This is a genomic window from Nocardia sp. JCM 34519.1, assembly GCF_020361265.1.
Classification (GTDB): Bacteria; Actinomycetota; Actinomycetes; order Mycobacteriales; family Mycobacteriaceae; genus Nocardia; species Nocardia arthritidis_A.
The window spans coordinates 21,232-41,812 of record NZ_JAIRBR010000002.1; the positions used below are offsets into that span (position 1 = coordinate 21,232).

Below are 20,581 nucleotides of genomic sequence, written 5' to 3' on the forward strand. Positions count from 1 at the left end.
GCAAGCTATTGGGCGTCGGCGTGCGTAGGTGCCACGGAGGGATGTGGGTGTCACAAGCGGCGAGAGCTCCGCTCGGTCGATCGGGCGCCGCCGGTCCCGATTGCGCATCACTGTTCGATCCGACACGGATGTATACGACACGTCGCCGGCGCTCGTCGGAAGCACGTGATCTGAAGTTCTCGGGTTAGGAGCTGTCTATGTCGAGCGGACCGGCGAATGTTTCACGGGAAACAACGTCGCGAGTGCCGGGGATGCTGGACTCCAGCAACTTCGACGCGGACGCATTCGGAAGTACGCCGTTCGGGCACATCTCCCCCAGTGAGACCCCGATTGCGGCCGAAGCACAACGCGCCAGTCAGATCTTGCATCCAGGAAAGGTGACAGTGCCGAAACCGCACGAGCAACGGATCATCACAATCGCCAACCAGAAGGGCGGCGTGGGAAAGACCACCACCGCGGTGAATCTCGCGGCAGCGTTGGCCCACCAGGGGATGACGGTGCTCGTAATCGACCTCGATCCGCAGGGCAATGCCAGCACCGCACTCGGTATCGAACACCACTCGGGTGTTCCTTCCAGCTACGAACTTCTGATCGGCGAGGTCTCGGTCAAGGATGCGATTCAGCAGAGCCCGCATAGCGAACGACTGCTCTGCATCCCGGCGACCATCGACCTGGCGGGTGCCGAGATCGAACTCGTCTCGATGGTGGCACGGGAGGGTCGGCTGAAGGCGGCCATCCAGGAGGCCAATATCGCCGGATACGACATCGACTACGTAATGATCGATTGCCCGCCGTCGCTGGGCCTGCTCACCGTCAACGCGTTGGTGGCCGCCAAGGAGGTGCTGATTCCGATCCAGTGCGAGTACTACGCGCTGGAGGGCGTCGGCCAGTTGCTCCGCAATATCGGTCTGGTGCAGGCGCACCTCAATCCTGAATTGCACGTCTCCACCGTCATTCTCACCATGTACGACGGCCGGACCAAGCTGGCCGACCAGGTGGCCGAGGAGGTGCGCGGCCACTTCGGTGATGTGGTGCTGCGGTCGGTGATTCCGCGCAGTGTCAAGGTCTCCGAGGCGCCGGGCTACGGCATGACGGTGCTCGATTATGATCCGGGTTCCCGGGGCGCGATGAGCTATCTCGATGCCGGTCGCGAGATGGCCGCGCGCGCTATGGCGCAGCAGAGTGGAGCAGGCGGAGCGGCGTGATCCGGGTCGGCGAGATCCGGTTTGGTGGCATACGAGGAAGGGGCCGGTAGGCGATGAGTCAGGCTAAGGGTCAGGCGAAAAAAGGCGGACTCGGGCGCGGACTTGCCGCTCTGATCCCACCGGGGCCGGGGACTGGCGGACCAGGGCTCAGTGCCTCGGCGGCCCGGGAGCTGGGGATCGAGCCGGTTGGCCCGCAACCACCGTCTTATCTGCATCGGGTCCCCGATCTCGCGGACGAGACTGCCGAACTCGCTGCGGGCGGTGCGGTCTATCGCGAGATCCCAGCGGACCAGATCGAGCCGAATCCGAAGCAGCCGCGTCAGTATTTCGAGGACGAGGCGCTCGACGAGCTCGTCCACTCGATCCGCGAATTCGGTCTGATGCAGCCGATCGTGGTGCGCAGAATCGATGGGGATGCTGAGAAATATCAGCTCGTCATGGGCGAACGGCGTTGGCGGGCCAGCAAATTGGCGGGTCTGACGGCCATTCCGGCGATTGTGCGGGAAACGGCCGATGACTCGATGCTGCGAGATGCGTTGCTGGAGAACATCCACCGAGTCCAGCTCAATCCGTTGGAGGAGGGGGCGGCCTACCAGCAGTTGCTGGAGGAGTTCGACGTCACCCACGAGGAACTGGCCAAGCGCATCGGGCGGTCCCGGTCGGTCGTCACCAATATGATCCGGCTGCTCAACTTGCCGATCGCGGTGCAGGGGCGAGTCGCCACGGGCATATTGTCCGCCGGGCATGCGCGGGCGCTGCTCGGTCTGAACGCCGGACCGGCGGCCCAGGAGGAACTGGCCAAACGGATTGTGGCCGAGGGTCTATCGGTTCGGACCACCGAGGAGGCCGTCCGGCTGGCTAATTTGGAGCCGGAGCCGGAACCGCGCGACGAGGATCCGACTCCCCGCCGTAAGCCGATCGAGATGCCCGGGCTGCAGAAGGTGGCCGATCGCCTGTCGCATTCATTCGACACGCGGGTGATCGTGAGCATGGGTAAGCGCAAGGGCAAGATCGTGGTCGAGTTCGGCTCGGTCGAGGATCTGGAACGCATCGTCAGTCTGATGGAGCAGCAGCAGCTCGGTTCGTGACAAATTCGGGCAAAATAGCCTTGTAGTGCCTGGTAGTTGGCCCCTGGCAGTAAAACGTCACTGTGACAGGACGTCTTATGCGCGCCCGCTATCGAGGTAAGGCACCTGACCAATAGCACAGTGACGTGGAATGAGGCGGGTTCTCGTTGATCGCTTATTCTTGCTGGCGAGAGAAGGCTTCCTCGCGCATACAGTCGGGCGGCGGCGAGGCAGCGGCATGAGCGAGCGAACGATACAGACAGCCGTGCGCACGCTTATGCCTCGGCCGGACGCAGCGAGGCGGCGGTATGAGCGTGGATGAATCGGACAGCTGGAGGCTGAGCAGAGCGGTGTCGACCAGCGTCACAGCACTAACCCTCGGCGGGCTGGACAAACTCCCCGGGCATGCCCGGCGGTGTGTGTTCTGGGAGATCGATCCCGCCATCGCCGAGAATTGCCGCGAGTTCAGCGATCCCGTTTTCGAAAAGGAGGCATGGCTTTCGACGGTCATGCTGGAGTGGGGTTCGTGCGGGCAGGTCGCGACCGTCGACGGGAATCCCGCCGGCTGCGCGCTCTACGCCCCGCCGAGTGCGGTGCCGCGGGCCGCGGTCTTCCCTACCTCGCCGGTGAGCCCGGATGCGGTCCTGTTGACCACGCTGCGGGCCGAATTCCCGCATCATGAGGGCGATATCCCCCATCGGCTGATTCAGGCCGTGGTGGCCGATCTGGTGCGTCGCGGTGTGCGTGCGCTGGAAGCGTTCGGAATTCGGCGCACTCCCCCGGCGACCGCGCTCACCGAGCGGGCCCTCGGTTCGATGAAGCTGATGGAGCGCATAGATTCGGTGCGCGACACCCTGGTCTCGGCCGGCGCCGCCACCGCGTGTTCGCCGGAGACCTGCATGATCGACGCCGATTTCCTGGAGGATTTCGGTTTCAAGGTGGTGGCCCCGCATCACCGGTTCCCTCGGCTGCGGTTGGAGCTCAACTCTGATCACGGCTGGAAAGAGGATGTGGAACGGGCCCTCGATCAGTTGCTCGCGGCCGCATCGATGACGGCGCCTACCCGAGTCGGCGCCAGATAACCTGTCCCCCAACGAAAGAATGTGCCCCGTCCGAAGTGAATCGGGCGGGGCACATTCGTGAAAAGCGTTCTATCGAAATACGTTTCGGTTACATGCGGTCGGCGGCGGCCAATTCCTCGGCCAGCAGTTCGGCGAAAGTGTATGTACCCGTTGGCTGATCGTCCTGTCCGAGCAGGTACAGCCGCTTCACCGAGATCAGGATCGCCTCCGCGATGACGTCGCGCATGCGGGGATTGGTGAGCACCGAGGCGTCGTATTCGTTTGTCATATAACCGATGTCGACCTGAACCGTCGGCATCTTGGTGAGCCGCAACAGATCCCAGGTGCGCGGGTGGGTCCGGCAGTCCTGCAAGGAGGTTCGGGCCACCACCTCACGCTGGATGAAACCGGCAAGCACCTGGCCGATCATCGAGGTGGAGCCGTGTGAATTGCCGAAGTGGAAGCTGGCGACACCGTTGGCCGACGGGCTCGGATTGGTGGCGCAACGCAGCGAAATCATCAGGTCGGCATCGAATGCGTTGGAGGTCTCGGCGCGCTCGGCGTCGGTCGGGTTGGCGCCCCACGGGCGGGACAGGAAGGTCTCCATGCCGGTCGCGGCCATCCGGCCCTCCAGCCTGCTGGCCAGATCCCACAGGATCTCCGACTCGTAGACATCGCCGAATTCCGTTGGCACCGCGAAACCCTTGTCCGGCCCGCCGAGGCCGGGATCGATGACGATCCGCTTACCGGTGAGCTGTGGCCCGGCCCGATGCACCACCTCTTCCTCGGCGATGCGATGCGGATTGCCACCGGTGACCCGCGCGCCGAGCAGTTCGAGCGAGCGCAGGGTGTCCGGCCCGCAGATGCCGTCGGCGGACAGTCCGATCTCCCGCTGGAAGGTGCTCAGTGCGTCGTGCGTGTGCGGACCGAAGTAGCCGTCGATCCGGTGTACGTAGTAACCGAGGTCTTGCAGCCTGCGCTGCAGCGTCGCAACATCGTCACCGTAGAGCGGTGCGGACAGCTGATAGATCAGGGTGCGGGCGCCGAGCCGGTAGGACGCCTCCTTGAGGGCCCGGTAGGTGGCGGGCCCGACCACTCCGTCGACCAGCAGACCGCGGTGCTGTTGGAAGGCGCGTACGGCGGAATCGAGGTGATGGTCGAAGGAGGCTTCGGTATCTTTCCAGTACTGCGCGTCGGCGTGATCGGTGCCGTGCGCGTGTAGGAACCCGAGACTTGCCAGGGTGCTCCGAACCTCTGCGACGGCTGGACCGGTATCGCCGTGACGAAGTCGGTGCATGCGGGAGAGCCCTTTCCTTCCGTCAACCCGGGTACCCACTCATGCGAGGGGGTACACCTTCGCACGACCGGAGCGTGGTCGATTGTCTCAGACCCGGACCGGATTTCGGCAATACCGGGTCCAGGCATCCTACGGCGCGTCGTCGAATCACGGCGTCGTTTGCCGCCGTCGGCCGCGCTGCGTCCGCGGGTGCTTCAGATGCTCAGCATGCCCTCGGGCGCTGCCGGCCGCGCAGTGTCTAGATGACGCCTTCGAGTTCGCGCAATAGGGCGGCCTTGCCCTTGGCTCCAACGATCTGCTTGACCGGCTTGCCGCCGCGGAACAGCATCATAGTTGGCAGGGACAGGATCTTGTAATCCCGGGCGGTGTTCGGATTCGCGTCCACATCCAGCTTGGCGATGACCAGCTTGTCGGCGTATGCGTCCGCGATCTCCGCCAACACCGGGGCGACCATCTTGCACGGGCCGCACCAGTCCGCCCAGAAGTCGACGAGTACCGGCTTCTCGTTGAGCAGTACGTCGTCGGCGAATGACGCGTCGGTCACGGTGACCGTCTTGGACATGGGAACTCCTTCGGCGGGTGAAAACTCGAAATCAGTTGGCGGACACCGCAACCGCTTGACCCGCGTGGTCCAGCGTATTGGCGGTGATGTCGCCCTGTTCGGCGAGCCAGCGCTCGGCGTCGATGGCGGCGCGGCAGCCGGTGCCCGCGGCGGTGATCGCCTGCCGGTAGGTGTGATCGACCAGGTCGCCCGCGGCGAATACGCCAGGAACCTTGGTGGCCGTGCTCGGGTCCTGCACCTGGACGTAGCCGTTCTCGTCGATATCGATCTGCCCGCGAACCAGCTCACTGCGCGGATCGTGGCCGATCGCGACGAACAGCCCGGTCGCGGCCAGCTCGGATGTCTCGCCGGTCTTGGTGTCGCGCAGGGTCAGACTGGTGACGCTCGACTCGCCGTTCACCGAGACGACCTCGGTGTTGAGCACGAACTTGATCTTCTCGTTGGCCTTGGCGCGCTCGAGCATGATGCGGGAGGCCCGGAATTCCTCGCGGCGGTGCACGATGGTGACCGAGGAGGCGAACTTGGTCAGGAAGGTGGCCTCCTCCATGGCGGAGTCGCCCCCGCCGACCACCACGATGTCCTGGCCCTTGAAGAAGAAGCCGTCGCAGGTGGCGCACGCGCTCACGCCGTGGCCGAGCAGTTCCTGCTCGCCGGGGACGTTCAGGTAACGGGCGGCCGAGCCCATGGCCAGGATGATCGCGTAGGCCTGGTAGGTCTGACCGCCGACGGTGACGGACTTGATCGGGCCGGATAGATCGATCGCCTCGACATCCTCGGTGCGGATCTCGGCGCCGAAGCGCTTGGCCTGCTCGCGCATCTCCTCCATCAGGTCGGGGCCCATGATGCCGGTACGGAAGCCGGGGAAATTCTCGACCTCGGTGGTGGTCATCAGCGCGCCACCGAATTGGGTGCCCTCGAACACCAGCGGCTGCAGCTCGGCCCGGGCCGCGTAGACGGCGGCGGTATAGCCGGCGGGACCGGAGCCGACGATGATCAGGTCGCGAACGTTGCTCATGGGGCCCTTCCGAAAAGACAATCAGGGTATGTGTCGATCAACAACAGGGTAAACGCTGTTGTTCCCGGCAAGTCCGCTAGCCGATGTCGGTGGCGTACAGGTATTGCGGATCGCCTGCGGTGCAACCGGTTCCGACGATCAGCGCGGTGATCTTCGGTGCTACCGGTCCGGTGAGCAGGACCAGCACGGCATCCTTGCCCTCGTAGGTCCAGTTGACCGCGCCGAGCGGGGTGCGGTGCTCGTATCCGGCCGCGGCGGCACAGCGGTTCAGCGCGTTCGGACCGGAGAGCGGGCCGGTGACATCGAAGCGGCCGAGCGCGCTGAGCGCCGCCGCCGGGGTCAGGTCGGCATTGTTCGAACCGGTCGCGGTGGCGGACGGCATGGCGGTGGGTGGGACCGAGCGGTCGGTGGTCATGGTTATCGCGAAGGTGGCGGCGCCGACCACCGCTACCGCGGCCGCCGCGGCGGCCAGCCAGCGAAATCGCCGGTTCCGGCGGGCGGTCAGGTCGATCGGTTCCGCGAAACCCATCGGCTCGGAATCCGTTGGGCCTGCGGTCGATTCGGGTGGTGCGGCGACCGGCAGCCGGTGCACGGTCGCGACCCGCTCGGTCGGGCCTTCGGAGATATCCAGATCGTCGACGAACCGAGTGAGTCGTGCGAGCACGTCATCGGGCATCGGATGGATGATGCGTTCATCACGGCCGAGCGCGCGCAGTTCCGCGTCGACGGCGTCGAGCGAATTCAGGAAGCGCATCGCCTCCGGATCGCGCTGGACGGCGGGCAGCAGTTCTGCACGCAGCTCCGGGGCCACGTTGTCGGCGTGCAGATCGGCGAGCAGTTCCGGTGAGAACGGGGGCTGCGGCACGGACCGGGTCGCCATCGCACCTCCGCCTTCGTTTTCTCAGCTGACATCACGGGCAAACCCCGAGCACCGGGGGGCCTGCATGTACATCGTTCAGTGGGTCGTCACTATTAATGACGCATCTCAACTACTTCCGGTTCCCCGGATCCCGCAGAAATTCCAGCCGTTCCTGAAGTCGCTGGCGGGCCCGCGCGCATCGACTCTTGATCGTCCCCTCCGGGACGCCCAGCATCGCGGCGGCCTCCGACACGCTATACCCCTCCAGATCGATCGCAACCAGGGCGGTCCGTTGATCCGGCGGCAGCGAGAACAGTGCGCGGTCGACCACCAGGGACATCTCCAGCTCGGCGAATTCGTCGCGGTCGTCGCTCGGTTCGGGCATGGTTTCCGGCGAGAGCGAGATCGCGTACCGCGTTTTGTTGCGGCGGATCCGGTCCAGGCAGGCATTCACCACGATGGCGTGCAGCCAGCTGCGGACCTCGGCCTCGGCCCGGAACGACGCAGCGGTGCGGTGCGCCGAGAGCAGCGCGTCCTGCAGGGAGTCGGCCGCGTCCTCGCGGGTATACGAGGTGCGCAGCGCGGTCTGCCAGAGATGGTCGTTGTGGCGGCGCAGCAGCTCGGCGAATGCGTGCCGCTGGCCGCCAACGTGCGCTTTCAATAGCTCTACGTCGGTGAGCTCATCGAGCATGAACGAGCGCTCGCGGTGCACGGCGGCGCGCGCTGTTCCCCCGCGGAAATTCTCGTTCCGTTCCGACGACAAAGCCAACCCCTCGAATAGCGCTCATAGCGACGGCGGACATGCGAGACCGCCGCCAGTTTTTCGCAGCATCCGGAATCGAAACGACAGATCCCGGGAAGCTCCCCTGCTCGAGAGCGCGAAGCGAATCATAACTTCCGGGACGATTCGGCAGCAACCAGACCGCAGCGGTTGAATGCGGGAAGTGGGAAGTTTTTCTCGGGCCCGGGGAGCGGACACCGGCGGGCGGAAGGTGACGACCGGGGTGGCTACACCGGCCGGGTTGGTCGAATCAGGGTGCGGCGTCGAAGCGGATTTCGGCGATGGCGGACTGGAATTGGCCGCCGTTGTTCGCGAGCCCGGTAATCCAGACGAGTACGTAGCGGGCGGCCTGGTCGGTGCGTACCGGGATCTCGGTGACACCGTCGTTTAGTCGTGCCGAGCCGATCAGCTGGGTCTGGTCCAGCGTCGGCGATTCGGTCGGCGAGGTGCGGATCTCCACCTGGGTGCCCGGGCTCGGCGAGGTGATCGCGACCGTGGTCAGCTTCGCCGGACTCGGTAGCGTCGCCATGATCCCGACCCCCTTCTTGAGGGCCGGGAACTGCTGGAAGTACTGATCGGTGCGCCAGGTGGTGGACGGGTTGCTGTCCAGCACCGCGGCGACGCCACCCGGGTTGTCGGGGGTGCCCTCCGGGGAGAACACCGAAACCGATGTGATCGGCACCGGAACGCCGCCCGCCGGGGTCGGGCTCGGACCGGATGCGGACGGTGCGGGCGGCGGCGCACTCGCGGTGGTGAGGCCGATATTGCGCTGCTCGTTCAACGGTGCGTCCGAGGCGCCGGGCGCGAAGACGCTGACCATCCACCAGATCACGATGCCGACCACCAGCGCGGCCAGCACGCCGAGGCCGACCATGATCCACATCATCCGCTGCGAGCGTTCCCGCTCGGCGGCGAGCAGTTCCGGATCGGCGAGCGAATCGTCGCTCTCCCGAGTGCCCTGGCGCTGGCCGAGGCGCAGTACGGGGATGAAATCGGTCTTCTGGTCGACCACCGAGGCCTGTTCGAGCACGTGCTGCACGGTGGCCGCGGTGCGGACGCCCTTGTTCGACTCCAGCGAGCGCACCGCCACCGCGGAGATCTCGAACGGCACCTCGGGCCGGATCTGGCGCGGTTCGATGGGGGTGCCGTCGGGGCCGAAATCGGCGAGCCGCAGCCCGCCGACGGTCGCGGCGGTTCCGGTCATACCGCCGGTGCGGATCGGCCAGCGGGCGGTGATCAGCGCGTAGAGCATGGCGCCGAGACCACGAACATCGGACTGCGCGTCCGAATCGGACAGGGTGCCCGGGAAGGCGAGCACCGCATCACCGGAGGCGCTGATGCGCACCCGGTCCGGATGATCGATCGACAGCGACCCACCGCCGCGATGCGCGAGCTCGGCGGCCGAGGCCAGGGCGCGGATCGCGCGAGCGGCGCCGATCGGTGACGGCACCGTCTCGGCCATTTCGCGTAGCGACCGACCCGGGGTCCATTCGGCCACCACGATGCCGCCGGAACTGCCGCGCACCACATCGAGCACGCGGGCCAGACCGGGCGAATTGATGCGGCCGAGCCGCAGCGTGCGCGACAGGATGGCCTGCGGGCCGTCGTGACCGGCGTTTTCGGTGGCCTTCTGATCGGCGTCGACGAAGGTGAGCGCGACCTCGCGATCGAGTTTGATGTCGAGGGCCTGCCAGAACTTCAGGCCGCGCGCGCCGCCGTGGCCGGCCAGCAGCCGGTAGCGGCCGCCTGCGACCGAAGCGCCCGGAATGAGCTTGGGACCGCGCGGTGTCCGGCGCGAACCCGCGGGCTCGCCACCGCCCATCGGCGGCAGCTGCGACGCGACCGGATGCATACCCGTGTCGTAGACCGGGTCGTGCTCCTCCGGCTGCTCCTCCTCCGGCGCATCGGGCATACCCGGCGGACCGGTATCCGGTTCTTTCACGGAGGCGGGGTTCGACGCATCCCCCGCGACGGGCGGGACATCCGTGGAAAGTCCACCTGCCGTGGTCGCAGAAGAATCGGCGGCCGGGACGCCGCCCACCGCGTCGTCGCTCACCCTCGTTCCTCCTTCGCCCTGATGTGTCGAAGTTCCGGTGAATTCGCCACTTGTGCTTCTCTGCCGAACAGGGTACGGGAACTGACCCACCCTGGTGTTGTCAACCGTGTCGGGTCGGATCACGGGTAGCACCATGGTCTGGGTGTCCATGACCGGGTCGAATGCCGGGTAGGCATAGTAGTCGGGCCTACGCAGCACGGTCGTGGCGTATTCGTCCTCGACCGGGCTCTCCAGATCGAGTTCCGGCGCGGGCGGGGTGAAGCCGAGCCGCCGGGAGATCGCGACGGTGATGGCGACGATTTCCGGGATTCCGGCCAGCCGCATCAGACCGAACGCGACACCGAACATGACGATGGCGGACAGGGTCACCCGGATGAGCGCGCCGGGGCCGCCGTGCAGCCGGTCCAAGCCGACCACTCTGTCGAAGATGTACATGACGGCCGCGCCGGCGAGCGAAGCCAGGACCACTCTGGTCACGGTGCGTCCGACGTTGACCATGCGCAGATCGCCGAGGCTGCGGTGCAGGAGGTAGCCGCCGATGATGGCGCCGGTGGCGAAGCCGAGTCCGGTGGCGAAACCGAGTATGACGACGACCTGATCGCTGTCGCTCGCGATGACCGGGGCCAGTGCCGAGACGAGGATCTTGACGGTGGTGATGCCGAGGATGATCCAGGTCGGCGTCCATGCCTGACCTCGCGCGTAGAAGACGCGCAGATGAATCAGCACCATGGCGTATGGAATGAGCGAGAAGGCGGACCAGCTCACCGCATGACCGAGGCGCTCGGCGTTGTGGGCGAATCGCGCGTAACCGAAGAGCGCCTCGCCGATCTGCGGCCCCGCCACCGTCATGAAGGTGACGATCGGGACCATGGCGATCATCGTCAGCCGGGTCGCGACCGACAGATCATCGACTACGGCGGGCGTGTCGTTGGCCGAGGCGTTGCGGCTCAACCTCGGCATGATCGCCGTGAGCAGCGTGACGCCGATAACGCCGTACGGGACCTGAAGCAGCTGCCAGGCCGTCTGGTAGATCGCCGGACCCGCCTCGTCGGCGGCCGAGGATATGTGGTTGGCCGCGATGAAGCCGACCTGGCTGATCAGCACGTACAGGATGATGGCCGCGCCCATCCTGCCGAACTGCTTGATCCGATCGTCGATGCCCCACAGCGGCCGCAGGTCGATCCGGTTGCGCCGGATCGCGGGCAGCAGGCTCAGCGCCTGGACCACCACACCGGCCGTGACGCCGATGCCGAGTACGAGCAGTTTCGGATCGCTCATCCGAACCGGGTCGAGCGTTATCTCGCCCGGCGTCAGCGCGTACAGCGCCAGTACGGCGAGTACGACGACATTGTTCAGCACCGGCGCCCAGGCCCCGGGACGGAATACCTGCCGTGTATTCAGGATGGCCATCAGTAGGGCCGACATCCCGTAGAACAGGATCGCGGGAAGTAGCAGCCAGGTCAGCGCAGTCGTCAGATGGGTGTTGACCTTGCCGTCCGAGGACAGGAAGACGCGGCTCGCCAATACCGGCGCCGCGGCCATCGCGAGCACGGTCGCCACGAACAGGATCGCGAATGCGATGGTGACCAGCCTGCGCGTGAACGCGACGCCGCCATCCTCGTCCTCCTGCTCGGCACGGACCAGCGTCGGGACCACCATCGCGGTGAGCACCGCGCCCAGCACCAGCTCGGTGATCATCGTCGGAACCACGTTCGCCGATTGGAAAGCGCTGGCGATGGCCGGGCCGAGCACCGTCAACAGCAGCAGCGTCTTCACGAAGCCGGTGATCCGGCTGATCAGCGTGGCGACCGCGATGGAACCGGAGTCCCTGACCAGGCGGGCGTTCGCGTTCTGCGGTTTCTCTGGCGCCTTGACCTGGGACAACTCACCTGTGACGGTGTGGTCCGCCGGTGAATCCGCGCGTTCGACCAGCGGTCGCGGGCGGCGCGCCGGTGGCTGCGGCGGACGGGCCGGTGGTGGTGTGTCGTACTGCGGCCGGGGCGCGTCGTAGTGCGGCGGCGGCACCCGGGTCGGCTGCGCGGCGGGGAATGGACCGGTGCCGGGCGGGCCGGGCCGCCGTGGCGGCATCCGGTTCGGCGGTGCCGGGCGCGGGCCCGGCGGCATCTGCTGCGGCGGATTCTGCCGCGGCGGTGCCGGATTTTGCCGCTGGGGTGGCGGCGGGTTCTGTCGCTGCGGCGGCGCCGGATACTGCCGCTCACCCGGATGCGGGCCGGGGCGCTGCGGTGGGGCGGGCTGCTGCCGTGGCATCGGCCGGGAGATCGGCGCCATTCCGCCGGTGGGCGGTGGCACGGGTGGCATTGGTCCGGAGGGTGGCGGCACCTGCCGCATGCCGCCGGAAGGAGGTGGGACGGGTGGCAGCGGACCTGACGGATGCGGAATGCGCCGCGGGGGTCCGGGACGGCTCACTCTGGGTACGCGGGGGTCGGCATAGGAGTCGTCGTATTGGCCCGGCTCCTCCGGGTCCGAGTGCGGCGGCACACCCCGCTCCCAGGGGGCTGCGGGTGCGCGGCGGGGCGGCTGCCCCTCGGGGCGGTCGCCTGACCTGGGGCGATGAGCGGAATATTCATCGTCGCTCATCAGACCTCCTGGTGTTCCTGTTCCTGCTGCAGCACTCGGTTCCGCGCACGCCAGTACCTATAGACCCGGCGCTGGGTGTTGGGGTCGACACCCTCGTCCGCCGGGTCGGGTTGCCCGCGGAACCGACGCCACAGGCGACGGCCGACCAACAGGAACAGCAGTATTCCGGCACATGCGGTAATTATCGCGAACGCTTGACCATAAGCATTCGAACGCACCGATACTTCCGTCGGCGCACCTAGCGCAATACCGTCCGGCGTGGTAAGGGAGATCGGAATGCGCAGGCTAGTGCTATAGGTGACCTCGGTCGGGATTTGGAACGAACGGGTGCTGTTCGGTGGCAGTTGTTGCTCGGGGAGATCCGTGATCTTCGTCTCGGGCGGCGCGGTGATCTTGAACTTCACCCGGACGGTCACCGGCAGCTTATTCCGCACGACCAGCAGCAATGGGCTCTGCTCGGTGGCGAGGGTGTAGACCCCGCCGGGCGGAAGCACGGTGACGCCGCCGTAGAGGTCGTCGAGCGCGCGCGTGGTCTGCGCGATTCGCCGCTGGGCGAAGGTATCCGGCTGGGCGGTGTCGCCGGTGCGCCGGTCGGACAGGGTCAGCGCGCGGATCAGATCGTCGCGCAGCGGGGTGAGGTAGTCCTGCGGTGTCGGTTTGGCCTCAGGGACGTCGAGCAGCGCGCGCTGCAGATCGGTGATCCGGGCGGCCTGGTCCCGCACCGGCAGTACGAAACCGCCTGGTACCGCGTCCTGCTGCGCCCGATGCAGATAATCCAGTTCGTACGGTTGCGGGTCCGGCGGTGTCGCGAGCAGTTCGGCGAACGGGCGCGCGGTGGCCAGATTGCCGTGGATCATCAGGTCGAGGTGACGCAGCAGCGTGATGGCCTCGTCCCGGTTCGCGCCCCACTGCTGTGGCGGCATGAGCAGCAGCGTGCGCGGGTGATTCGGTTGCGGGTTGAGCGCGGCCCAGGAGACCGCGCCGAGCGCGTCCTGCAATCGGGCGGCTCTGGAGTCGGCGGCCACGTCGTAGCGGACCTTGGCCGGGGTGAACGACGGGGTCGGCGGGTTGGATCCGACCGCGGCGAGTGCCGTGGCCGACCAGATGTCGAAGGTGGCCGCGCGCAGCGCCGGATCGGCGGGCGGGGTCGCCGGAGTTTCGGGGTGGGCGGCCGGGCCGGTGATATCGGGCAGCCGGACCATATCCGGCGTACCGGTTTCGACCACCGACTGACTCGCGGCCTGGCTTGCGGTGCCCGAGCCATGACCGGCGCTCGCAGGCGCGTCCTTCGGGGTCGGATCGCCGACCGCGGTGACCGCCGAGTCCGCGAGCACCGTCGTGCCGAATCCGCGGCCGCGCAACAGCATTCCGGCGCCGGCGTCGATGCTGCCGGAGTCGGGCAGGCTGACACCGCGCAGCGACCGGATGCCGAGCGCCTCGTCCACGATGTCGGCGGGCGCGTTGAGCGCCTCGGCGGACAGGTCCGGATCGTTCACCGCGGCCAGCGCGCTGGGATCGACCTGGGCGAACGGCAGCGCGATCGTGCACATCGTTTCGGCGAGCGCACGCAGGCGGTCCAGCCAGGCCTGTGCCGCGTCGGCGCCGGTGCCGGGTCGGGTCGCGCCGCCGGGATCGGATGGGCTCGCCAGCACCCGATAACCCTTGACCATGGCCTGTGCGGTGCGCACCAGATCGGGATCGACGGCGATGCAGATGGCGTTGGCGACGGCGGGCCGGTCCCGGCCGGTGCTGGTGCCGACCACGGATTCGAGTGCGCCGAGCAGTTGATCGAGGCGGCCGCCCTTGCCGAATGAGGCGGCCAGCTCGTCATCGGTCAGTTCGACATGCCGGTCCACCGTGCCGAGCTGGCCGCCGACCATGCGCGGCCGGTCGGCCAGCGGCCAGATCATGGTGGTGGCGATCGGGGCGTCGGTGGGCGGTAGTACGGGGCCGGGGTCGGAGCTGTCCGGTGAGGGCGGCAGGCCGAGCACGGGCAGCAGGAAGCGAGCGTCGTCGAGCCGGGCGGGCCCGCCGAAATCGGGCTGCCCGTTGACGTTCAGCAGCAGCGGATAGACGCCGGGTTTGGTGATCTCGAGCGATTGATTGGGCTTGCCCCGCAGCGGGACGCTCAGCGTGAACTGCTGGCGCTGCCCGGGACTCAATTCGTTCGAGATGTCCTCCCACGGAGCCGGGGTGTCGAAGTTCACCTGGTCGTAGCGCAGCGTCGCGCGCAGGTTGGCCGGAGCGCTGATGGCCGCGCCGCGCTGCAGCCGGATGATGATGTCCTTCACCACCCGGTTGCCGATATTGGTGACGGTGCCCGAAACCGTAAGCAGCGGATCGCTGTTCGCGGTCACCGCGGTCGGGCTCACCGAATCCAGGGTCAGCTTCAGGAATTCCGGCGCCGTCGGGGCGTTGGTGGTGCTGCTCGGCTGTGCACCGGCGGGCCCGACCAGTGTCACCGAGCCGAGGACGGCCAGCAACGCCGTGACGAGCCGCATTACACTTCGCTGTTTCGGCCGAGCCCGGCGCTCGGGGCGCGGTCCACGCGTCATCGCTTGCCGGTCTCCATCCGGTCGATCAGTCGGTTCGCCACCTCGGCCAGCCTGCGTTCGTCCGCGTAGGCCAACCGGGAATCCAACTCGCTCAACGGAACCCACGCGACCTGGGTGACCTCGACATCGGCGTCGGACAGCTCGCCGCCGACCGAACGCAGCAAATAATGATGCACGGTCTTGTGTACCCGACGGCCGTCGGTGACGAACCAATAATCGATGCTGCCCAATTCGGCGACAACAACCCCGTTGATTCCGGTCTCCTCGGCCACCTCGCGAATCGCGGTCTGCTCGGCGGTTTCACCCTCTTCTATATGTCCCTTGGGCAGGGACCACAGCAGCCTGCCGCGCCGATCGGTGCGACCGATCAGTGCGGCACTGCGATTTTCGGGCGGGCCGTCCAATCCGTCGACGACGAGGCCGCCCGCCGACGTTTCCCGGACGGTGCGCATGCGCGGTTTCGCCGCGCTGGCGGCCGAACCGCGGCGCCGGGGCTGGCGGCGTCTACTGTTCGCACGATCGGCCGGAGACACCAAGCAATCCTACTGGGTTGGTATTCCGCACCCGTGCAACCACCGGGTATCGGTAGGGCGGCAGCGAAATCAGTAAGCTGCTTCTTCGTGGTTTCGCCCAAGTCCGAGGATGCAGTGCTGGATCGACGTACCCGGCTGCTCGCCGCGGCGGCGGTCACGCTGGAACGGTTGTCCGATGTATTGAAGCCCCTCGGTGCGCTGTTCGGCGCACACGGGCACGACCTGTATCTGGTCGGTGGCAGCGTGCGTGACGCGGTGCTCGGCAGGCTGGGCACCGATCTCGATTTCACCACCGACGCCAGGCCCGAGGTGGTGCAGGAGCTGATGCGCGGCTGGGCCGATCACCTGTGGGATACCGGCGGGCTCGCCTTCGGCACGGTGAGCGCGAGCAAATCCGGCCAGCAGTTGGAGATCACCACCTTCCGCAGCGACGCCTACGACCGGGTTTCGCGCAATCCGCAGGTCACCTTCGGTGACACGCTGGAGGGTGATCTGATCCGCCGCGATTTCACGGTGAACGCGATGGCCGTGAAGATCGGCGCGGACGGTGAGCTGGAATTCGTCGACCCGCTGGGCGGAATGGACGCATTGCTCGCGGGAATACTGGATACCCCTGCGGCGCCGCATGATTCGTTCAACGACGATCCGCTGCGGATGTTGCGCGCTGCCCGGTTCGTCGCCCAGCTGGGATTCGAGCTGGCCCCTCGGGTGCGGGCGGCGATCACCGAGATGGCCGGTGAGATCGAGCGGATCACCGCCGAACGGGTCCGCGCCGAACTGGACAAACTGATCGCCGCCGCGCATCCGATCGATGGCATCAACATCATGTGCGAGACCGGTTTGGCACAGCTGGTGCTGCCCGAGGTGCCCGCGATGAAGCTGGAGATCGACGAGCACCATCAGCACAAGGATGTCTACTGGCATTCGCTGACGGTGCTGGAGCAGGCGATCGATCAGGAGGAGGGCGATCCGGACCTGGTGCTGCGCTGGGCCGCGCTGCTGCACGACATCGGCAAACCGGATACCAAGCGCAACGAGCCGGGCGGCGGCGTCAGCTTCCACCATCACGAGGTGGTCGGCGCGAAGATGGTGCGCAAGCGGATGCGGGCGCTGAAGTATCCGAAGCAGTTCACCGAGGACGTGGCCCGGCTGGTGTTCCTGCATCTGCGGTTCCACGGCTACGGCAAGGGACAGTGGACCGATTCCGCGGTGCGCCGCTACGTCACCGACGCGGGTGAGCTGCTGCCCCGGCTGCACAAGCTGGTCCGCGCCGACTGCACCACCCGCAATAAGCGCCGAGCCGCCGCGTTGCGCGCCACCTACGACGAGTTGGAGGCGCGGATCGCCCGGCTGCAGGAGCAGGAGGATCTGGATCGGGTGCGGCCGGACCTGGATGGCAATGCGATCATGGAACTGCTCGGGTTGCGGCCGGGACCCGAGGTCGGCAAGGCCTGGCGCTACCTCAAGGAGCTGCGGCTCGATCGCGGTCCGATGACCCGCGAGGAGGCCGAGGCCGCGCTGCGGGAATGGTGGAAAACCCAGGGCTGAGCCGGGTTTCAGAAGACGATCAGGGTGGTGCCCGCGACGATCGCGGCGCGGATCTGCGCCAAATCGAAGGAGCCCACTATCTCCGGGAGTTCGACGCGCCAGCGGATCAGGTGGCCGTCGCGGACGGCCTGTACGACGCGGGCGTTGTTCGGCAGGTCGGTCAGCGGGACGGGCGGCACGCGGTAGAGGCGGCGCGGCAGCCGGATGCCGAACCAGCCGGCCCGCTTGATCTCCAGCGCGAGCTGATTGTCCGTCACCGAGGCGTCCACCAGGGCGGTCAGGCGTCTTTTGCGGTGATGGGCGCGGATCAGGCCGGATTTGTGCACGGTGAGCCGCCACTCCGGTTGCCGGGTGTTGAGCCAGCCGACCAGCGCCGCCGTGGTGATGACACCGTCGATATCGAGCTGTGAGCTGCGTACCTTCGCGGGCACGCCGGGGATCAGGCGGACGCCGTGCGCGATGACGGTGACCTGCTCGATCGGATGTTCGTCCCAGCGCAGTGCCGACAGCATCGTCTTGGTCTGGAAATGCGCGCCGCGCCTGCGCACCTTCAGCACGTCCAGCGTGGCGTGCAGGTCGTGGCCGAGCAGCGTGGCGCTGACCTCCTGCCCGCCGAAGCGGCTCAGGATGCCCTCGCTGAGCACCGTCATCAGGACATCGGGAACCAGCGCGGTGACCGCACCCGAGCCCAGGTCGGCAACCGGATCCACCCACGCGGTGGTGACGGTGATCCATTGCTCGAGCCAGGACGGGTCGAACAGGCGCCGACCGAAGTCAACGAAATTCATGGCCATGACCCGGTCGAGCGTACTGCTCGGCGGAGAACACAACCATGTCCGCCCGGTTTTCCTCCGCGTTTGCGGATTCATACGATTGGTTTGTCCGAGTTCGCGGAACTAAGCTCGGCGCGTGGCGACCCTGCGAATCCGTGACGCCGCCGAACTGCTCGGCGTCAGCGACGACAGCGTGCGCCGTTGGATCGATGCCGGTGCGCTCACCGCGACGAAGGATTCCTCCGGCCGGTTGGTGATCGATGGCAAAGAACTCGCGGCCCTGGCCGTCGAGCAGGCACGGACACCGCGGGCTCGGCTCGGCAGCGCCAGCTCGGCGCGTAATCGGTTTCCCGGCTTGGTCACTCGCGTGGTGACCGACACGGTAATGGCTCAGGTGGAGATGCAATGCGGACCGTTCACAATGGTGTCGTTGATGAGCGCCGATGCGGTGCGCGAGCTGGGGCTGGAACCCGGAAGCGTGGCGATGGCCAGCGTGAAGGCGACCACCGTCGTGGTCGAAACGGCCGCCGAATGAACCGGGTGGTCGCCGCGTCGGTCGTCGGCGCGCTCGCCGCGGTGGTGGTAACCGGTTGCGGCAGTGATGATTCCGGTAAATCCGGCTCGGACACCGGCACCGTGACGGTATACGCGGCCGCCTCGCTGAAGCAGGTGTTCACTGATCTGGCCGAACAGTTCGAGGCCGATCATCCCGGCGCCAAGGTGCAGTTCTCCTTCGCCGGTTCCTCCGACCTCGCGGCGCAGATCAATCAGGGCGCGCCCGCCGACGTCTTCGCCGCCGCCGACCCGGTGACCATGGATACCGCGGTCAAGGGCGGCCGGATCACCGAGGCCACCCAGAACTTCGCCACCAATGTGCTCACCATCGTCACCGCGCCCGGCAATCCGAAACACATTGCCGGACTGCGTGATCTGACCCAACCCGGGTTGCAGCTGGTGGTGTGCGCCGCGCCGGTGCCGTGCGGGCGGGCCACCAAGAAGGTCACCGATGCGGCGGGTGTCGCGCTGAAACCGGTGAGCGAGGAGCAGTCGGTGACGGATGTGCTCACCAAGGTGACCTCAGGCCAGGCCGATGCGGGCGTGGTGTACGTGACCGACGCAGCCTCGGCGGGTGCGAAGGTGGCCACCGTTTCGATGCCGGAGTCCGCCGCCGCGGTCAACACCTATCCCATTGCGGTGCTGAAGGATTCGAAGCAGGAGAAGTTGGCGCACGAATTCGAGGGCCTGGTCACCGGGCCGAAGGGGCGGGCGGCGCTGCAGGGAGCCGGATTCGGGGCGCCGTAGGTGGCCGCGCGAGCGAAGCGGCGGGGTAATGCCTGCGGGTATTTCCGGTGAAGACGGGGCTTCCGCGCTGGTTGCTGCTGCCGTCGGCGGCCGGGTTCGCGCTGGTGCTGTTGCCGCTGGTGGCGCTGGCCGACGGGGTCCAATGGTCGCGCTTTCTCACCGCGGTGCGCACACCCGCCTCACAGGACGCGCTCTGGCTGAGCCTGCGCACCGCGACCGCGAGCACCGTGCTCTGTGTGCTGCTCGGGGTGCCGATGGCGGCGGTGCTGGCCAGGTCGCGCTGGCGCGGGTTGCCGCTGCTGCGAGCAATGGTGCTGCTGCCCTTGGTATTACCGCCGGTGGTCGGCGGTATCGCGCTGCTGTACACCTTCGGGCGCCAGGGGCTGCTCGGAAAACAGTTGGAGGCGGCCGGAATTCATATCGCGTTCAGCACCACCGCCGTGGTGCTCGCGCAAACCTTTGTCGCCCTGCCCTTTCTGGTGCTGACCCTGGAGGGCGCGATGCGCACGGCGGGTAACCGCTACGAGCAGATCGCCGCGACACTCGGCGCCCGCCCGACGACGGTGTGGTGGCGGGTCACCCTCCCGCTGCTGCGCCCCGCGCTGCTGTCCGGCGCGGTGCTGTCCTTCGCCCGTGCCCTCGGCGAATTCGGCGCGACCATCACCTTCGCGGGCAGCCTGCAGGGCCGCACCCGCACCCTGCCGCTGGAGATCTACCTGGAACGCGAAGCCGATCCCGATGCGGCGGTAGCCCTTTCGGTCCTGCTCGTCATAGTCGCCGTCCTCATCGTCCTGATCGCCTACCGCCGCTCCGGCCCAATGCCCGGCACCGCCCTCCAAAGCGGCCGTTCGACAATCCGCGAATGGTGGCGCCCCGGAACCCAACCGCGCCCCGACACGGGAGCCGACCGATGAGCCGCGTCGTCGTGGTATCGGTGCCGCATGAATGGGATTCGGGAATCGGCTGTGGGATAACGGAACGGCGTCGCCGGGAAGTAAACGCGGCGATGTGCGGGCAACCGGTGAGCGTGCATTCCCGTGCTGTGCCGAATAGGCCTGGCGCGAATGGGATCGAGAGAAACGACCAGTCGATGCCGGGTCTGCCATGGCGACGCGAGGTGACTGCGCACCGGAGGCGGGATCGGTCAGCGGTTGCGCGATCCCGTCCTGCGCGGGATTGGCGTGGTGCGAATGGAATTGGGCCATGCGGCAAGGGTTGATGGGTCGGCCATGGTGGCGACGCGGCGTATCCGTGCGCCGGTGGGCGGATCGGTCAGCAAGTGAGCCATCTCGCTTTGTGCCGGATTGGCGCGATGCGAACGGGATTCGTAGCCAGCGATCGGCTCACAGTGGTGCCGTCGGTGCACAGC

At 67.2% G+C, this 20,581-nt stretch carries 15 protein-coding genes and 1 pseudogene; 7 read left to right on the plus strand and 9 right to left on the minus strand.

The window, feature by feature from the left end; all coding sequences use genetic code 11:
• The first annotated feature begins 251 nt into the window (after positions 1 to 251).
• The 3 genes from LGY53_RS06375 to LGY53_RS06385 all read left to right on the plus strand — a co-directional run bounded on the left by LGY53_RS06375 (position 252) and on the right by LGY53_RS06385 (position 3,354).
• Entirely contained in the window at positions 252 to 1,205 is a 954-nt protein-coding gene (locus LGY53_RS06375; RefSeq protein ID WP_225725716.1) for a ParA family protein, read from the plus strand.
• Between the two features lie 53 nt (positions 1,206 to 1,258).
• Entirely contained in the window at positions 1,259 to 2,293 is a 1,035-nt protein-coding gene (locus LGY53_RS06380) for a ParB/RepB/Spo0J family partition protein (protein WP_225725717.1), read from the plus strand.
• Between the two features lie 329 nt (positions 2,294 to 2,622).
• Positions 2,623 to 3,354, plus strand: coding sequence for a GNAT family N-acetyltransferase (locus tag LGY53_RS06385; RefSeq protein WP_225726250.1), 732 nt, complete (start codon positions 2,623 to 2,625; stop codon positions 3,352 to 3,354).
• A gap of 88 nt (positions 3,355 to 3,442) precedes the next feature.
• Here LGY53_RS06385 and LGY53_RS06390 read toward each other — a convergent pair whose 3' ends face one another.
• From LGY53_RS06390 to LGY53_RS06425, 8 genes are all read right to left on the minus strand, one after another.
• Positions 3,443 to 4,630, minus strand: a complete 1,188-nt coding sequence (locus LGY53_RS06390; protein ID WP_167478870.1) for an N-acetylmuramoyl-L-alanine amidase — start codon at positions 4,628 to 4,630, stop codon at positions 3,443 to 3,445.
• 238 nt (positions 4,631 to 4,868) lie between these two features.
• The gene (gene trxA / locus LGY53_RS06395; RefSeq protein WP_225725718.1) at positions 4,869 to 5,192 is read right to left on the minus strand and encodes a thioredoxin; all 324 of its coding nucleotides are present in this window, start codon (positions 5,190 to 5,192) and stop codon (positions 4,869 to 4,871) included.
• Between the two features lie 31 nt (positions 5,193 to 5,223).
• A complete protein-coding gene (trxB, locus tag LGY53_RS06400; protein ID WP_225725719.1) occupies positions 5,224 to 6,207 on the minus strand; it encodes a thioredoxin-disulfide reductase in 984 nt (327 codons plus the stop codon).
• A 76-nt stretch (positions 6,208 to 6,283) separates the two neighbouring features.
• A complete protein-coding gene (locus LGY53_RS06405) occupies positions 6,284 to 7,087 on the minus strand; it encodes a hypothetical protein (RefSeq protein ID WP_225725720.1) in 804 nt (267 codons plus the stop codon).
• Between the two features lie 109 nt (positions 7,088 to 7,196).
• Positions 7,197 to 7,757: an RNA polymerase sigma factor SigM gene (sigM, locus tag LGY53_RS06410; protein ID WP_167479973.1), complete on the minus strand. Its 561-nt coding sequence runs from the start codon at positions 7,755 to 7,757 to the stop codon at positions 7,197 to 7,199.
• A 340-nt stretch (positions 7,758 to 8,097) separates the two neighbouring features.
• Complete coding sequence (locus tag LGY53_RS06415; protein ID WP_225725721.1) at positions 8,098 to 12,222, minus strand: murein biosynthesis integral membrane protein MurJ; 4,125 nt, start codon at positions 12,220 to 12,222, stop codon at positions 8,098 to 8,100.
• Between the two features lie 278 nt (positions 12,223 to 12,500).
• On the minus strand, positions 12,501 to 15,002 hold the full coding sequence (locus tag LGY53_RS06420) for a DUF6049 family protein (protein ID WP_225725722.1): 2,502 nt from the start codon (positions 15,000 to 15,002) through the stop codon (positions 12,501 to 12,503).
• 50 nt (positions 15,003 to 15,052) lie between these two features.
• The gene (locus LGY53_RS06425) at positions 15,053 to 15,589 is read right to left on the minus strand and encodes an NUDIX hydrolase (protein ID WP_225725723.1); all 537 of its coding nucleotides are present in this window, start codon (positions 15,587 to 15,589) and stop codon (positions 15,053 to 15,055) included.
• A gap of 87 nt (positions 15,590 to 15,676) precedes the next feature.
• Here LGY53_RS06425 and LGY53_RS06430 point away from each other — a divergent pair, with 87 nt between their 5' ends.
• Positions 15,677 to 17,137 carry a CCA tRNA nucleotidyltransferase gene (locus LGY53_RS06430; RefSeq protein WP_225725724.1) on the plus strand — a complete coding sequence of 487 codons (1,461 nt, stop codon included), beginning with the start codon at positions 15,677 to 15,679 and terminating at the stop codon, positions 17,135 to 17,137.
• 8 nt (positions 17,138 to 17,145) lie between these two features.
• Here the strand turns inward: LGY53_RS06430 and LGY53_RS06435 are convergent, their stop codons facing one another.
• Positions 17,146 to 17,925, minus strand: coding sequence for a hypothetical protein (locus tag LGY53_RS06435; protein ID WP_225725725.1), 780 nt, complete (start codon positions 17,923 to 17,925; stop codon positions 17,146 to 17,148).
• Between the two features lie 121 nt (positions 17,926 to 18,046).
• Between LGY53_RS06435 and LGY53_RS06440 the strand changes: the two genes are divergently transcribed.
• The 3 genes and pseudogenes from LGY53_RS06440 to LGY53_RS06450 form a co-directional block, all read left to right on the plus strand.
• Positions 18,047 to 18,445 (plus strand): molybdopterin-binding protein, encoded by a 399-nt coding sequence (locus LGY53_RS06440; RefSeq protein WP_225725726.1) that lies wholly within the window; start codon positions 18,047 to 18,049, stop codon positions 18,443 to 18,445.
• Positions 18,442 to 19,212 (plus strand): molybdate ABC transporter substrate-binding protein, encoded by a 771-nt coding sequence (gene modA / locus LGY53_RS06445; RefSeq protein ID WP_225725727.1) that lies wholly within the window; start codon positions 18,442 to 18,444, stop codon positions 19,210 to 19,212. Before LGY53_RS06440 ends, modA begins: the two co-directional genes overlap by 4 nt.
• 47 nt (positions 19,213 to 19,259) lie before the next feature.
• Positions 19,260 to 20,018 (plus strand): annotated as a pseudogene (locus LGY53_RS06450) (ABC transporter permease); the annotation flags it as partial.
• Positions 20,019 to 20,581: the final 563 nt, after the last annotated feature.

What these genes read in the sequence shown, in the direction of transcription:
- LGY53_RS06375 (WP_225725716.1), top strand. Translation starts at nt 252, where the DNA reads ATGCTGGACTCCAGCAACTTCGACGCGGACGCATTCGGAAGTACGCCG.
- LGY53_RS06380 (WP_225725717.1), top strand. Translation starts at nt 1,259, where the DNA reads ATGAGTCAGGCTAAGGGTCAGGCGAAAAAAGGCGGACTCGGGCGCGGA.
- LGY53_RS06390 (WP_167478870.1), bottom strand. Translation starts at nt 4,630, where the DNA reads ATGCACCGACTTCGTCACGGCGATACCGGTCCAGCCGTCGCAGAGGTT.
- trxA (WP_225725718.1), bottom strand. Translation starts at nt 5,192, where the DNA reads ATGTCCAAGACGGTCACCGTGACCGACGCGTCATTCGCCGACGACGTA.
- trxB (WP_225725719.1), bottom strand. Translation starts at nt 6,207, where the DNA reads ATGAGCAACGTTCGCGACCTGATCATCGTCGGCTCCGGTCCCGCCGGC.
- LGY53_RS06405 (WP_225725720.1), bottom strand. Translation starts at nt 7,087, where the DNA reads ATGGCGACCCGGTCCGTGCCGCAGCCCCCGTTCTCACCGGAACTGCTC.
- sigM (WP_167479973.1), bottom strand. Translation starts at nt 7,757, where the DNA reads ATGCTCGATGAGCTCACCGACGTAGAGCTATTGAAAGCGCACGTTGGC.
- LGY53_RS06415 (WP_225725721.1), bottom strand. Translation starts at nt 12,222, where the DNA reads ATGCCACCCGTGCCACCGCCCACCGGCGGAATGGCGCCGATCTCCCGG.
- LGY53_RS06420 (WP_225725722.1), bottom strand. Translation starts at nt 15,002, where the DNA reads ATGCGGCTCGTCACGGCGTTGCTGGCCGTCCTCGGCTCGGTGACACTG.
- LGY53_RS06435 (WP_225725725.1), bottom strand. Translation starts at nt 17,925, where the DNA reads ATGAATTTCGTTGACTTCGGTCGGCGCCTGTTCGACCCGTCCTGGCTC.
- modA (WP_225725727.1), top strand. Translation starts at nt 18,442, where the DNA reads ATGAACCGGGTGGTCGCCGCGTCGGTCGTCGGCGCGCTCGCCGCGGTG.